General features: G+C 54.8%; 11 protein-coding genes and 1 pseudogene. 7 read left to right on the forward strand and 5 right to left on the reverse strand.

Translation table 11 applies throughout. The features are described 5' to 3' along the window. Positions 1-54: 54 nt before the first annotated feature. The 3 genes from EG886_RS02925 (at position 55) to rph (ending at position 6,728) form a co-directional block, all read left to right on the forward strand. Complete coding sequence (locus EG886_RS02925) at positions 55-1,959, forward strand: ankyrin repeat domain-containing protein (RefSeq protein ID WP_124726740.1); 1,905 nt, start codon at positions 55-57, stop codon at positions 1,957-1,959. A gap of 20 nt (positions 1,960-1,979) precedes the next feature. Then, positions 1,980-3,869 carry an ankyrin repeat domain-containing protein gene (locus EG886_RS02930; RefSeq protein WP_164491614.1) on the forward strand — a complete coding sequence of 630 codons (1,890 nt, stop codon included), beginning with the start codon at positions 1,980-1,982 and terminating at the stop codon, positions 3,867-3,869. 234 nt (positions 3,870-4,103) lie between these two features. Next, entirely contained in the window at positions 4,104-6,728 is a 2,625-nt protein-coding gene (gene rph / locus EG886_RS02935; protein WP_124726742.1) for a rifamycin-inactivating phosphotransferase, read from the forward strand. Between the two features lie 81 nt (positions 6,729-6,809). On the opposite strand, the gene EG886_RS02940 is transcribed toward rph, so the two are convergent. After that, positions 6,810-7,172: a hypothetical protein gene (locus tag EG886_RS02940; RefSeq protein WP_124726743.1), complete on the reverse strand. Its 363-nt coding sequence runs from the start codon at positions 7,170-7,172 to the stop codon at positions 6,810-6,812. A gap of 406 nt (positions 7,173-7,578) precedes the next feature. Between EG886_RS02940 and EG886_RS02945 the strand changes: the two genes are divergently transcribed. Both EG886_RS02945 and EG886_RS13905 read left to right on the forward strand, forming a co-directional pair. Further along, positions 7,579-8,592: a YncE family protein gene (locus EG886_RS02945; protein ID WP_124726744.1), complete on the forward strand. Its 1,014-nt coding sequence runs from the start codon at positions 7,579-7,581 to the stop codon at positions 8,590-8,592. Between the two features lie 112 nt (positions 8,593-8,704). Beyond that, positions 8,705-8,797: pseudogene (locus EG886_RS13905) on the forward strand (DUF4260 family protein); the annotation flags it as partial. Positions 8,798-8,846: 49 nt separating this feature from the next. On the opposite strand, the gene EG886_RS02955 reads toward EG886_RS13905, so the two are convergent. Beyond that, positions 8,847-9,368 carry a DinB family protein gene (locus EG886_RS02955; RefSeq protein ID WP_124726746.1) on the reverse strand — a complete coding sequence of 174 codons (522 nt, stop codon included), beginning with the start codon at positions 9,366-9,368 and terminating at the stop codon, positions 8,847-8,849. Positions 9,369-9,465: 97 nt separating this feature from the next. On the opposite strand from EG886_RS02955, the gene EG886_RS02960 reads away from it, so the two are divergent. Next, the gene (locus EG886_RS02960; RefSeq protein ID WP_241154355.1) at positions 9,466-10,356 is read left to right on the forward strand and encodes a methyltransferase domain-containing protein; all 891 of its coding nucleotides are present in this window, start codon (positions 9,466-9,468) and stop codon (positions 10,354-10,356) included. A gap of 43 nt (positions 10,357-10,399) precedes the next feature. Here EG886_RS02960 and EG886_RS02965 read toward each other — a convergent pair whose 3' ends face one another. After that, positions 10,400-11,122, reverse strand: a complete 723-nt coding sequence (locus tag EG886_RS02965; RefSeq protein ID WP_164491615.1) for a YheC/YheD family protein — start codon at positions 11,120-11,122, stop codon at positions 10,400-10,402. A 170-nt stretch (positions 11,123-11,292) separates the two neighbouring features. Between EG886_RS02965 and EG886_RS02970 the strand changes: the two genes are divergently transcribed. Beyond that, positions 11,293-12,321, forward strand: a complete 1,029-nt coding sequence (locus EG886_RS02970) for a CapA family protein (RefSeq protein ID WP_124726748.1) — start codon at positions 11,293-11,295, stop codon at positions 12,319-12,321. A 67-nt stretch (positions 12,322-12,388) separates the two neighbouring features. Here EG886_RS02970 and EG886_RS02975 read toward each other — a convergent pair whose 3' ends face one another. Together EG886_RS02975 and EG886_RS02980 are read right to left on the reverse strand one after the other, a co-directional pair. Further along, positions 12,389-13,063 (reverse strand): C40 family peptidase, encoded by a 675-nt coding sequence (locus EG886_RS02975; RefSeq protein ID WP_124726749.1) that lies wholly within the window; start codon positions 13,061-13,063, stop codon positions 12,389-12,391. Between the two features lie 728 nt (positions 13,064-13,791). Beyond that, a complete protein-coding gene (locus tag EG886_RS02980) occupies positions 13,792-14,214 on the reverse strand; it encodes a VOC family protein (protein WP_124726750.1) in 423 nt (140 codons plus the stop codon). Between the last annotated feature and the right edge of the window lie 31 nt (positions 14,215-14,245).

Consider the following 14,245-nt stretch of genomic DNA (forward strand, 5'->3'; position numbering starts at 1 on the left):
TGCCTTCCGGTTTCGGCCGGGAGGCGGTTCTTTCAGTTGGAGAGGAGCTTAGCCATGACCGTGAAAGAATTGTTCCAAGCCTGTGAACAAGGAGACTTCCAGACTCTGAAGATTTTGTTGGAGAAAAATCCGGAGTGGATTCATGCAACCTCCAAAAAAGAAATATGGGGAATGGAAACCCTGCTCCATGCAGCGCCGACTCCGGAAATCGCTTCGTATCTGCTGGACCTGGGGATTCCGGTGGATGTGAGCGTTGATCCGAACATCAGGTGGACACCGGTACTGGCAGCGGCCCGGCGGCAAAATTGGGACACGGTACGTTTCCTGATCCAAAGAGGGGCGGATGTGTTCGTCCGGGATTCGCGAAAAATGGGGCTGTTGGAAGCAGCGATTGACGATGGTCAATTCGATTTGGCCGAAGAACTGCTGGACCGGCTCGTTCCGGTGGAAGTGAAAGGAGTGCCGATGCCGGCGTTGGAATTGGCCTATCAAAAGGGACCGCTGCAGCTGATCCGCCGAATGCTGGGAAGAATGGCTGACGTGAATGCCGATATCGCACTTGGTGAGTTTGCCCTGAAATATGCGATCGATCGGGGAGACGTGGAGATTGTGCGTTGTCTGCTGGAAGCGGGGACGGACCGGAAACGTGGTTTGTTTCATGTACGTGATCCTTATGACCGGGGAGAAATATCGTTTCATGTTGCAAAAGAGCTCTTTTTCTTGTTGCTCCAATCCGGTGCACCCACCATTATCGAAACTCGCAACATTTTGCATAACTTGGCGGGTGCATCCGAAGAATGGATCCCGGTGATGAAACAGATTCCTGGCTTCCATGAACTGGTCCGGATGAGGGATCATCACGGGCGATTGCCGCAACACTACGCCTCCAGCAAAAAAATGTTTGAATTTCTGGCGAAGTCTTCGGGGATTTTTGGCGATCGGCCGATCCATGATCATTCCAAGCCGGATCCGGATGAGCCGCCCGGGCAAATCATCCTTCTTCACCCCTGGCGGGATGAACTGGTGATCGCAGTGCAGGGAGGTGTGCTCAGTCATTGGCGATACACTCCCCGGCTGGAGTGGGTATGCGGAGTACAAACTGACCAGCACGACATTCATGATTTGCTGCTTTCCCCGGATGGCGAATGGTTTGCCATGACCGCACGGAAGTTGTACGAAGTGCAGTTGAGGAGGTTCGACGATTTGTCGGTCATCCGCTCATTGGAAGGGGAAGAACCTTGGACTTACAACAAAGGCATGATCACCCCGGATGGCGGGATGTTGATTGTGGAATGTAAAAATGGGGGGAATCTCGGTTATACCTGGTTTCAGTGGGAATCGGGGAAATCCGGTTATGCTTTGATGAATGAACTGGGAATACATGATGGATCCAGAGGAGGGGATCTCCTTTCTTCCGACGGGGAAAAGTGGGCTTTTGTCGTGATGGAGGAGGATGAAGACGAATATGAAATGAGCCTCAACGTGGTACCGACGCCGTTTGATCAGAAGGGATGGAAGAAATCCTGTAGTTTCGATCTGTATCCTGCATGGATTATTGCCGTACTGGGAACGGCGTTTCATCCGGATTCAGACCGTGTATTTTTTTATTTGAATGTGTCCGATTGGAAAGACGGAAAAAGTATGTTGGAAGACCGCCTGATCGCCTGTTCGGTGTCGGAGAACCGGATGTTGTGGAGCGTGACGCTTACTACCGGGATCGCAAGGGACGACGAAAAGCTCCCCGACACCCCTCGTCTGGTGGTCAAAGGGGACAAAATCGCCTGTGCCACCCCGGAAAGCAAGTTGTTTTTCCTGGATGTTCAAACGGGATCGGTGTTGCGGGAAGTTCCGGTGAACGGAAAGATTTTGGCCATCGGGCTTCATCCGGACGGGGACAAGCTGCGGGTGGCGACGGATCGGAAGATGCATCTGGTGGAGTGGAAACCGGCCGGAGCCTGATGCTGGAGAGGAGATCAACCATGACCGTGAAAGAATTGTTCCAAGCCTGTGAACAAGGAGACTTCCAGACTCTGAGATCTCTGTTGGAGAAAAATCCGGAGTGGATTCACGCAACCTCCAAAAAAGAAATATGGGGAATGGAAACACTGCTCCATGCAGCGCCAACTCCGGAAATCGCTTCGTACCTTCTGGACCAAGGGATTCCGGTGGATGTGAACATCGATCCAATCATCAGGTGGACGCCGGTGCTGGGGGGTGCTCGGCGGCACAACTGGGACACAGTTCGCTTTCTGATCCAAAGTGGGGCGGATGTGTACGTCCGGGATCACAATAACAATGGGCTGTTGGAGATGGCGATATACAATCGGCAATTCGACTTGGCTGAAGAACTGCTGGATCGTGGGGTTCCGGTGGATGTGAAAGGAGTTTTGAAATGGGCCGTTCAGGAGGGTCCGCTTAAGCTGATCCGCCGCATGCTGGAAAAAGTGGCTGACGTGAATGCCAATACCGCACATGGTGAGTTCCCTCTGGAATATGCGATCCAGCGGGGAGATGTGGAGATCGTGCGCTGCCTGCTGGAAGCGGGGGCAGATATGAAACACGGTTTGTTTCAGGTGCGTGATTCTCAGAAATATGGTAAAGTACCGTTTCCAGTTGCGAAAGAGCTCTTTTTCTTGTTGCTCCAATCCGGCGCACCCACCATCATTGAGACTCACAACATCTTGCACAACTTGGCGGGTGCATCCGAAGAATGGATCCCGGTGATGAAACAGATTCCCGGCTTTCATGAATTGGTTCGGATGAGGGATATCCACGGGCGATTGCCGCAACATTACGCCTCGAGCAGAAAGATGTTCAAGTTTCTGGCGGAGTCTGCGGGTTTCACGGGCGATCAGCCGATTGAGAACTATTCCAAACCGGATCCAGATAAGCAATCCGGGCAAATCATCCTTCTTCACCCCTGGCGGGATGAACTGGTGATCGCCGAACAGGGAGGTGTGCTTAGCCGCTGGAGGTACACGCCCCGACTGGAGTGGGTGTGCGGAATTCAGACCGACCAGCACGACATCCATGATTTGCTACTCTCCCCGGATGGCAAGTGGTTTGCCATGATCGCCCGGAGGGTGTTCGGGGTGGAGTTGAGGCGGTTCGACGATTTGTCGGTCATCCGCACATTGAAAGGGGAAAAATCCTGGACTTACAACAAAGGCTTCACCTCGGATGGCGGGATGTTGATTGTGGAATGTGAAGACGATTGGGATGTAGGTTATGCCTGGTTTCAGTGGAAATCGGGGAAATCCGGGTTTGCTTCGATGGAAGATCTGGGAATACATGATGGATTTAGAGGAGGAGACCTCCTTTCTCCTGACGAAGAAAAATGGGCCTTTGTCGTGAAGCATCCATATGAAGACGATTATGAAATGAGTCTGAATATCGTGCCGTTCCCGTTCCGGGGAGGAGAGCGGACATGGTTCTGTTGTTTTCCGTTGAAACGGGATCGGAGTTGGGAGAGGATTGATGCCGTACTGGGAACGGCGTTTCATCCGGATTCGGATCGCGTGTTTTTTTATGTGAATGTGTACGACTGGGTATACGGACGAAGTGTGGTGGAAGACCGCCTGATCGCCTGTTCGGTGTCAGAGAACCGGATGTTGTGGAGCGTGACGCTTACTTCCGGGATCGAAAGGGACGACAAAAAGCTCCCTGATACCTCTCGTCTGGTGGTCAAAGGGGACAAAATCGCCTGTGCCACCCCGGAAAGCAAATTGTTATTCCTGGATGTTCAAACGGGGTCTGTGTTGCGGGAAGTTCAGGTAGAAGGAAAGATTCTGGCCATCGGGCTGCATCCGGACGGGGACAAGCTGCGGGTGGCGACGGACGTCGAAATGCAGTTGGTGGATTGGGAATAAGGCGCGGACTCATGCCTTCCGGTTTCAACCGGGAGGCGATTTTTTTGCATCTCTCTCCCTGATGCGGTATGTCCCGTGCCGGAGTGTGGTGAGATCATGGACCAATTTTCTGTTTTTCCATGATCTTGACTTCGGAGAAGAGGGAATAGATTGAAGAAATGAGTGGATGAGATCCACTGTATCCGGACACGGTCCGGGACGAACCAGAAAAGTGGTCAAAGGAGAGATCCGTGCATGTCATCCCTCGTTCTTGGATTCAGGGAAATGGATCGGGAGTCGTTGGAGTTGGTCGGGGGAAAAGCCTTCCATCTGGGGGAGCTGGCCCGGGTGGATGGCCTTCGGATTCCGGAGGGATTCTGCGTCACGACGGAAGCGTTTGAGCGGGAGATCGGCAGAGATGCGGAGTTTCTGTCCATGGTGGAGCGATTGTCCGAGCTGAAAGTCACCGACACCGGGCGCATCCGGGATCTATCCGCTGAAATCCGGGCGTTCATCGAAGGGACGGAGCTCGGCGCAGACATCCGGGAAGCCATTGCCGCGAGGCTTTCTGAGTGGGGAGAGAATGCCGGTTTCGCCGTGAGATCCAGCGCCACCGCCGAGGATCTGCCCGATGCGTCGTTTGCCGGTCAGCATGACACGTGGCTCAATGTCAAAGGCACGGAAGCCGTGACGGAGCATGTCAAAAAGTGCTGGGCTTCGTTGTTCACGGAGCGGGCGGTGCTGTACCGGATGAAAAACGGCTTTGACCATCGCAAGGTGCGCCTGGCCGTGATCATCCAGCGCATGATCTACCCGGAGGCGTCCGGCATTCTGTTCACCGCCGATCCCACGACCGGCAACCGGAACGTGCTTGTGATTGACGCCGGCTTCGGAATCGGGGAAGCTCTCGTCTCCGGTCTGGTAACGGCCGACCAGTACAAGGTGCGCGACGGGAACATCATCGGAAAGACGGTGGCGGACAAGAAAAAGGGCGTTTTCTCCGTAAAGGACGGCGGAACGGAAGTGAAAGAGCTGGATCCGAAGATGTCCGGCAAGCAGACGCTTTCGGATGAACAAATCCTGGAACTGGAACGGATCGGCAGGCGGATCGAGGCTCATTTCCGAAAACCGCAGGACATCGAGTGGTGCTTGGCTAGCGGGGAGATCCACATTCTGCAAAGCCGGCCCATCACCACCCTGTTCCCGGTTCCGGAGGCGCCGGATGACAGCCATCGGGTCTATTTGTCTTTCGGTCACCAACAAATGATGACGGATCCCATCAAGCCGCTGGGCATGTCCATCCTGAAATGGATGTCCGCCCGTGTGCCGACGGTGGAGGCGGGAGGAAGGCTGTTCATGGACATTTCCCATGATCTGGCGTCTCCCGTTTCCCGGAAACTGCTGATCAGTGCCATGGGCAACAATGATCCGTTGCTCCAAAACGCGATCCTGGAGGTTCTCCGGCGCGAAGAGTTTGCCCGGTCATTCCCGCGAGGGAAGCCGGTGATGAGCTTCGGGAAAGGGCGTTTTTCCTGGAGGATTTTTTCGGAAGCGTACCGGATTTACCGGAAAAACGACATTTCCATCGTCCGGGAACTCATCGCCGCGGGGGAGGAATCCAACGAACAACTCCGGCGGCAAATCGAAGGGGTTTCGGGAGAAGAGCTGTTCCGGCTGATTGAGAAAGATTGCCGCCAACTGGAGCGGGTCATCATCCGTCCCGGGAGTTACGCCGCCATCCTCACGGGGGTGTTTGCGGGCAGGTGGCTCTCCCGCAAGCTGGAAAAATGGCTGGGGGAACCGGGGACGGCGGATGTGTTGAGCCAGTCCGTCCCGTACAATGTCACTTCCGAAATGGGGCTGGCATTGTTGGACGTGGCCGATGCGATCCGGCCGTATCCGGACGTGATCGATTACCTCGAGCGCGCAAGCAATGACACGTTTTTCGAGGATCTGTCCCGATTGCCGGGCGGTCCTGAAGCGGCCGATGCCATCCGGGCCTTCCTGGACAAATACGGGGCGCGTTGCACCGGGGAGATTGACATCACCCGGCCGAGATGGCAGGAACAACCCGCCACGCTGGCAACGGTCATTTTGAGCAACATCCGCAATTTCGCACCGGGAGCCAGCCGGGCAAAATGGGAACAGGGCCTGAGCGAGGCACAAAACAAGGAGCGCGAAATCCTGAAACGGCTGGAATCCCTGCCGGGCGGGAAACGGAAGGCTGAAAAAGCGCGGAAGTGGATCAGTGTTCTGCGCAATTTCACCGGGTACCGGGAATATCCCAAATTCGCCATGGTCAAGCGGCTGTTTCTCTACAAGCAGGCCTTGCTCAAAGAGGCGGACCGGTTGGTGGAAGAAGGGCTGATCGCAGAGAGGGAAGATATTTTTTATCTGTACATGGAGGAACTGAAGGAAGCGGTTCTCTCGCGGAACCTGGATCCGGATCTCATCCGCAGGCGAAAAGAGGAATACCGGTTGTATGAAAAATTGCAACCGCCCCGGCTTCTGACGTCGGAAGGGGAATGCATCTCCGGGGAAATTCGGGATGACCGGATTCCGGAAGGAGCCATTCCGGGCATTCCCGTTTCTTCCGGGATCATCGAAGGACGGGCGCGGGTCGTGCTGCGGGTGGAAGACGCCGACATCGCGGAGGGGGACATCCTGGTCACTCCGTTCACCGACCCGAGTTGGACGCCGGTGTTCGTCTCCATCAAGGGGCTGGTCACCGAAGTGGGCGGCCTGATGACGCACGGTTCGGTCATTGCCCGGGAATACGGCATTCCCGCCGTTGTCGGCGTCGAAAACGCGACCCGACGGATCAAGGACGGCCAGCGAATCCGCCTAAACGGAACGGCGGGATATATCGAGTTGCTGTGAAAACAGAGCAAAGTCGTCGGCCGGCATGGTTCGGCAGGCGACTTTTCGTTTGTGATGGCAAAGCAACGTTTCCATAAACCCTCAAATTCGCATCCATCGGGCGGAATCCATGAGGTCATACAAATCCATGGCTTGATCCACATCATACAGTCCGTTTTTCTCCTGAACGACAAACGGGAAACATCCCTTGATTCCGTACAGGACCTGGATCATGCCGATGAACTTCAGAATCTCTCCCTTCGCCGGTACGCCGACAACCGAGAATTTTCCTTCCACTTGGGCTTGTTTCAGCTCTTCGAGCAGGGCGTGACCGATCGCAGGCAGATCGTTCTCATTTTGGGCGGACTCCAGCATTTGTGCCGCTTTCACGCGCCGAACTTTCACACATTGAAGGGAATTCAGTTTCACGGGAACGTCTCCCGGTGAGAAATCGATCAACAGCATGTCTCTCACTCTCCTGGATCAGGTTTTCAATGTTGACAGGATGAATACACAGAAGGGATGAATACACAGTGAGGGAGGTGCGGCATTTCCGATGAGTGAAGGATGCGTGCCGATGGATGCATGATTTGGTGAGTTGCAGAGGAAACGACGGTCGGGGGTCAGGTTTCAAGAGAGGAAGAGAGAATGGTTGAGGAGGAGACAGAAAAGAACATACCCGCCGGAGGGCGGTATGGAAACATTTTTTTGATGACCCAGGTTGGCGGATGGGCTCCTCATGTGGATGAAGTTGGAACAAAAGAATGAAAAGATGCGTCAGAGATGTGACCGATCAGGCCAAATTTCCGATTGTTGAAGATGGTTGGGAGTCGGTTGACTTATCGAAATTCAAACGTTTTGGGAGGTCGCGATGAAAAAATTTGCGTCGATCCTGTTCGGCATGCTCATCGCTTTGGCTGCAGGCTGCGGATTTCCGTCAAACATCGACTTGTCCGACGGTCATGTTGGGGTGATTTACACGGACGCGACCAAAAAAGACAGCGAGTTTGTGGTATTGGACAAAAACGGGAAAGTGACCGACTCCCATCGCATCAGGAAAATGGGAATTTTTCAGATTGAGCGTGGTCCCCGGAACGAATGGCTGTTGCCGGTTCGATTTGACGGCTACATGGCGATCATCCGGCCGGACGGCTCCTTGTCGGAAACAACCGTGTTGGACTTTCCATTGGACATTGCTGTGCATGGGGACACAACGGTTACCGGTTTCAATACGGCCTTCCATTATGGCACCGTTGAACTGAAAGACGGAAAAACATCGAAAAAAAGAGAGTTGCCCGGCATGTTGATGGCGGTCTCAGTGGATGAAGAGTATGTCTACGTGTTCGGAGATATCAATGAAACTCATGGAAAATTGTATGTATTGGAGAAAGATCGATTGGAAATCCACAAAGAAATCACGCTTCAACAGGTTGTCCCGGATGACATCCTGCCCATAGACGGAAAGATCCTGTTGACATCGAGATCGGACCAATCGGATTTTCTCACGCTCGTATCAAAAGAAGATTGGAGCATCAGACAAATCAACCTGCCGTACCATGGTCCGCAATATTTGTTGGCGGGTGATGAGGAGATTTTTGTCACTTACGCTCTGGGGAACCACATCAGTGTCCTGGATCGAAACACGCTGCAAATCAAAAGAAACATCCGGACATCAGATCAAGCGGTATTGAATGTGGACATGGATTCACGGCATCTCTATGTCTTGTCCCAAGACCAAAATGATCCCAATCCCACGGGAAACATTGTCGGCAGGGTGGGGGTCTACGACAAGCAAACGGGCAAAAGGGTTCAAGTGTTTGAACTCCCGAACAAGAGAAACATGTTGGTGCAGGATTTGATCGTGATCCACCCCGATGTTCAATAACCCCGAGGAAGACGGTTCTTCGATTTGCGGGTCACGGAACGGTATGCTGTCATTTCCAGCCCCCTCCTTATCGGAGGGGTTATGCATTTTTTGCCCCCGGTTGTCGAAGAACTGGTGTGCGCACATCGGACTGGACCGGTTCATGGGATTTGGCCTGAAGTACCCGACGGACTTCAAGGATACGCATCTTCATCGGGTGACGTAACAGATGCAGCCCCCGTCACGTTCACCGTGCGGGGGCTTGATTTTCTTCGTCATGCTTTCAGGATGCTCAGATACTCGATCCACGGACCCACGTCTTCCCGGTATCGCTTGGCCATCACCCGGAGGATCTGCGACAGGTGGGTCAGATCGTGGACCATCCATGTGGCCAGCAGTTCCCGAAGTCTCACCGTTCCGAATGCCGGATGGGTGCCTGTCCGTTCCTCGTCGGCTTGGGACCGGACCAGGTTGCGGATGTTTTGGATGTTTTCCTGTCGAAGTTGCCTGAACTCCGCGAGCATGTCTTCCAGTGTCCGTTTCTCCCGCTTCAGATGGGCGAACCGGTCAAAGTCGGGAAAGGGACGGTTTTCACCTTCCCGGAGAATCATTTCCAGTCGAGGGATCCAGTTGGTTTTCTCCCCTTCGATGAGATGTTCCACCACTTCGGCCGGGTTCCAGGTTTCTTCCCCCTCACGGGCTTCAAGCCAACCGTCCGAAAGGCCGGTGAGCAGTGCTTCCAAAACCCGGGGCGTCCGCTCCAGGATCTCGATCGTTTCGTTCAGATTGAAGTTCATGGTTTCGCTCCTTTCCTGATTACAAGGTATCATGAATGAAGGGCGTTTGGAAAATCGGTGGAGCGATGTTGCACGGGATGAAGGAGGAGATGCAGCCGTGTCTTTGATCAGCAGAAAGGAAATGGCCGCCGATCTGGCGGAGGTCCATGAACGGATGTTCAAGTGCCCGCATTGCGGCTCTTCCATGAAAGTGACCGACAGAAAAAGCCTGGTGTGCACCCGCCGTCACACCTTTGATTTTGCCAGGCAGGGGTATGTCCATCTGGCCGGAACCTCGGTCAAAACCCAGTACGGCAAAGAGCTGTTCGAGGCGAGGAGAAAGCTTCTGGCCGAAACAGGATGGTTCCGCCGGTTGGATGAGACCGTGGCGGCGTTCGTGGCAGAACAAACCCCCGAGCGGGACGGGCTGCGCATCCTGGACGCGGGATGCGGGGAAGGAACTCATCTGGCGGAAATCTGCGGGCAGCTTGTCCGTCGCGGGAGGAACGCGACGGGATTCGGCGTTGATCTGGCCAAGGAAGGAATCATGACGGCCGCCAGGAGTTACCGCGAGCAGATCTGGGTGGTGGGGGACCTGGCCCGCACGCCGTTCGCGGACGGTTCGTTCGACGTGATCCTGAACATTCTTTCGCCGTCCAATTACGGGGAATTCCGCAGGTTGTTGAAGCCCGGCGGTTTGTTGGTCAAAGTGGTTCCCGGTCCCGATTACCTGCTGGAGCTGCGGAAATCGTTCTTCGATGATCCCGGGAAGCAGGCGTATTCCAACGAAGCCGTCGTCGACCGGTTCCGTGAGCGCTTCCGGATGCTGGATCGGATGCGATTGCGTCATGCGGTGCCCCTGAACCGGGAAGACGCGGAGGCGCTGGTGCTCATGACTCCGCTGGGTTGGAACGTCCCGGAGGAGAAAGTGCGGGCGTTTCTGGAAAGGCGGCCGCGGGAGATCACGCTGGATCTGGAAATCATCGCCGGCCAGACGGCAGAAGGCTGAATTCCGTTCCGCAAAAAAGGGCGGAACGGAATCCGACCCCTGCTCAGAATTGGATGATCCTTCGGTACATGTTGGGATCGAGCCTTCGAAACGCTCCGAATCCGGGTTCCGGATTGGCCTCGATCATCCAGACGTGACCGTTGGTGTCCACCCCCAGGTCAAACCCGATCACCGGTTGGCGCGGTTCCCATTTCCCCAGGATTTGGGCGGCTTGCATGGTCAGATTCCGCAAATCCTTCAGCACCGATTCACTTGGCCGGCGTACATTGGATTGCGAGAGTGCCTGCTCCACATAATGGACACCGCCCCCCGAACGGGAATTGGTGATGAAATGGCCGGGACCCGCCGTTTTGGCCACCCAACCGGTCAAGACCCAGGGACGGCCGGGTTTTCTTTGCGTGATGGTGCGAATCGTGAAGAGCTTTCCGCCAAGGCGGGCGAGCGGAATGCATTGCTGGATCAGGTACCGGGTCTCCGATCGTTTGTTGATCGCATCCGCCCATGCCGTCAAGGAGGGGGTGTCCCGAAACACCCGCACTTCTTTGTGGATTTGGGCGATCCGGCTTCCGTCCTCCCGACCGGTGATGAGGATCACCCCGACCCCTTGGCTCCCTCCGGAAGGCTTCAGGATCAGGGACTTGTGACGAGCGAGCATCTGTCTGAACGTTTCGGGCGAATACAAGACCGTTCGCGGCAGTGAAGCTCTCAGCACCGGGTCTTTCATCAACCGCAAATGAACCCACCATTTGTATCCGATCCTGTTCATCATCCGGCTCCTCCCTGTTATTCCGGCAAAAACATCATCGGTACGGCAGTCTCAGCATATTCACCACTTGCAAATGTGCACCGGTCATACACACGGTTCGCGCAAAAGAAGCGAATGTCCCGAACACCCGGGTCGAAGAACCGTTGTGTTGCCGGAACGGGAGGGTTGAAATGGGAACGGAAATCACCGTCTCCGCCGTCGGGGATCTGCTGATGCGGCCGGAGATCATTGCCACGGCGAGAGTTTCGGGAGGCCATGATTTTGACCCGTTGTTCAAGCCGGTGGCTCCGTATCTCGCGGCGGACTTTTCCATCGGCAATCTGGAAACCACGTTGTCCGGGCCCCAGGCCAAGTTTGTCCCCAAGTCGGGAGGGCCCAAGTTCAATTGTCCCGATTCGTTGGCCGGCACGCTCAAGCGCCTCGGATTCGACGTCCTGACCACCGCCAACAACCATTGCCTCGATTGCGGCATCCAAGGGCTGAGGCGAACGCTGGATGTCCTGGACCGACACGGGCTGGCTCACACGGGCACCGCCCGCTCCTTCGCCGAATCACGAAACCTGCTCATCAGGAACGTCAAGGGAATCCGGATCGGCACGCTTGCCTACACCTACGGCACAAACGGCGTTCGCCCGCCGCGTGATCAGGGGTGGGCGGTCAATTGGCTGAACACGGGCAGAATCATCAACGACATCCGGCGGATGAAAGCACAGGGGACGGACCTTGTCGTGGTTTGCCTGCATTTCGGGTATGAGTACCACCTGTATCCGAGCCGATTCCAGAAGAATCTGGTGTCCACCCTGTTCAGGCACGGGGCGGACGTGATCCTCGGAGCTCACCCGCATGTCATCCAGCCGGCCGTGTTCCGGGAGGTCAAAGACATTCACGGAGTGACCAAAAAACGCTTTGCCATCTATTCGCTGGGCAACTTCATCTCTTCCAGGCTGTACAAAAACGATCACACGCTGACGGGGGTCATCGTCCGCCTCAAAGTGGGGAAAACGCCTGGCGGATCCACCACGATCCGGCAGGTCCGGTTTGTGCCGACCTGGGTCCATGCCACCTGGTCCGGAAAACGGAGAATTTGCCGGGTGGTGCCGCTTGAAAACGCGTTGAAAACCCAACCCCCGGGGCCGTACAAGGACCGGATGCTGCGGATGTATCGCCACTTTCAGAGCCACATTTGGAAACCGGTGTAAAGCCTGTTGACAGATGAAAATCACCCTCCGTCCTTGCAGGCAAGGAGGAGGGTGATCCCGAAACGCTTCAGTAAAGAACCCGGCGGGCCACCATGAAGCGTTTTTTGTATTCGCTGTTCAGCGTGGAAATCACGACGTTGTTCTTGTATCCGAAGTTGTGAATGATTTTGTTGTCTCCGATGTAGATTCCGACGTGACCCACATCACCTGGCTTGTCAATCCAGAAGAACAGCAGGTCGCCTTTTTCAAACTGACCCCAAGCCACTTTTTGTCCGACTTTGGCCTGAGCGTCGTCATCCCGGTTGACCAGGGTCACGCCCACGTTGGCCAGCTTGTACACCAGGTAGGTGTAGCCGGAGCAGTCGGTTTTGATGATCGGGCCGGTTTCATCCCGTTGGGACCAATGGGCATACTTCACTCTGTCTTTCAGGGAAATGGCGGTTTGCACCACTTTTTCCCGTTTGGCTTGCAGCGTGGACGGAGTGGAAGTTTGACCGGTTGCCGGTTGGGTGGTCGTCACGGGTTGAGCCGGCTTCGTCGGAGTTTGAGTGGAACCGGTGGCGTTTTCGACCGGGGTGGAACGGACGGTGGTGACTTTCTTCGGAACTTTCAGTCCAACTCGGTCGAAAATGTCCCCGACAGAAATGGCATGCGCTGTACCGGAGAGGGGGAGAGCGGTACCAACGAAAACGGCAGCCATGGCAGTCACAGCCAGCTTCTTGAAGAAGTTCTGATTGCGCATCAAATCCTCCCTTTCGTTCTGGAATCGTTTTTCATTGTAACATACTATTTACAGTAATTTACTTCCAATATTTTCAATAAGATAGAAAAGTTGTTTTTGTATGTAAGAAATAAGTAGGTTCAAATCGTTTTTTGTGGTCGATTGCAAGTCGGTCCCTGTGAGTGCCAAAAGGAGCATAGCCGGGTGTGTTCCCTGTTTTGCCACTGCAATGAAGCGGAGCAGGGATCACACCCGGCAGTTTCGGTGAGACTCACCTGATGAGCATCAACCAAACCAAAAGGAAGCCTGGCTGATCCCTGCGGAGTGCCTTTGCCACTGCAACGAAACGGAGCAGGGATCAGCCAGGCAGTTTCTGTGTGATTCACCTGATGAGCACTACCCAAACCAAAAGGAAGCTTGGGATGGTCTCTGCGAGTGCCTTTGCCACTGCAATGAAGCGGAGCAGGGATCAGCCAGGCAATTTCTGTGTGATTCACCGATGAGCTTCAACCAAACCAAAAGGAAGCTTGCTGATCCCTGCGGAGTGCCTTTGCCATCGCAATGAAACGAAGCAGGGATCAGCCAGGCAGTTTCTGTGTGATTCATCAACCAAATCCATCTGCGAGGAAAGACCCCCTGAACGTCAAAGAGCGAGGCTTCAGACGACCTCGCTCTTTGACATCCATGGAACCGGATGCATGCTCGTTTGTGTGTCGCTGGCTCCGGGAGCGTTCTTGAACAGTTTTCGATCAGGAGCCGGATTCCTCGCTGTCCAGGTTGAGCTGCCAATGGATTCCGAATTTGTCCGTGACACTTCCGTAGAGCTTGCTCCAAAACGTTTCCTGCAACTCCAGATGGACCGTTCCGCCTTCTTTCAACTTGGCGAACCAGTTTTTGAGATCCTCTGCGGACTTGCTCAGGAGCGCGATGGAGATGTTGTTGCCCACGGTGAACGGATGGTCCGGCCAGACATCGGAAAGCATCAGGGGGCTGCCGTTTACCGTCATCCTGGCGTGCAGGATCCAGTTTTTGATTCCCTCCGGGACGGGATGGTCTCCGGGAGCTTCACCGTAAGTCATGATTTGCGGATTGGGGTCGCCGAACACATCCGCATAAAACTCGATCGCCTCGCGACATTTCCCTTGAAAGTTCAGATAAACGTTCAGCGGCATGGGGTTCATCCTTTCTGAAGGGATCAACTTC

Source organism: Staphylospora marina, from assembly GCF_003856495.1.
GTDB lineage: Bacteria > Bacillota > Bacilli > Thermoactinomycetales > Thermoactinomycetaceae > Staphylospora > Staphylospora marina.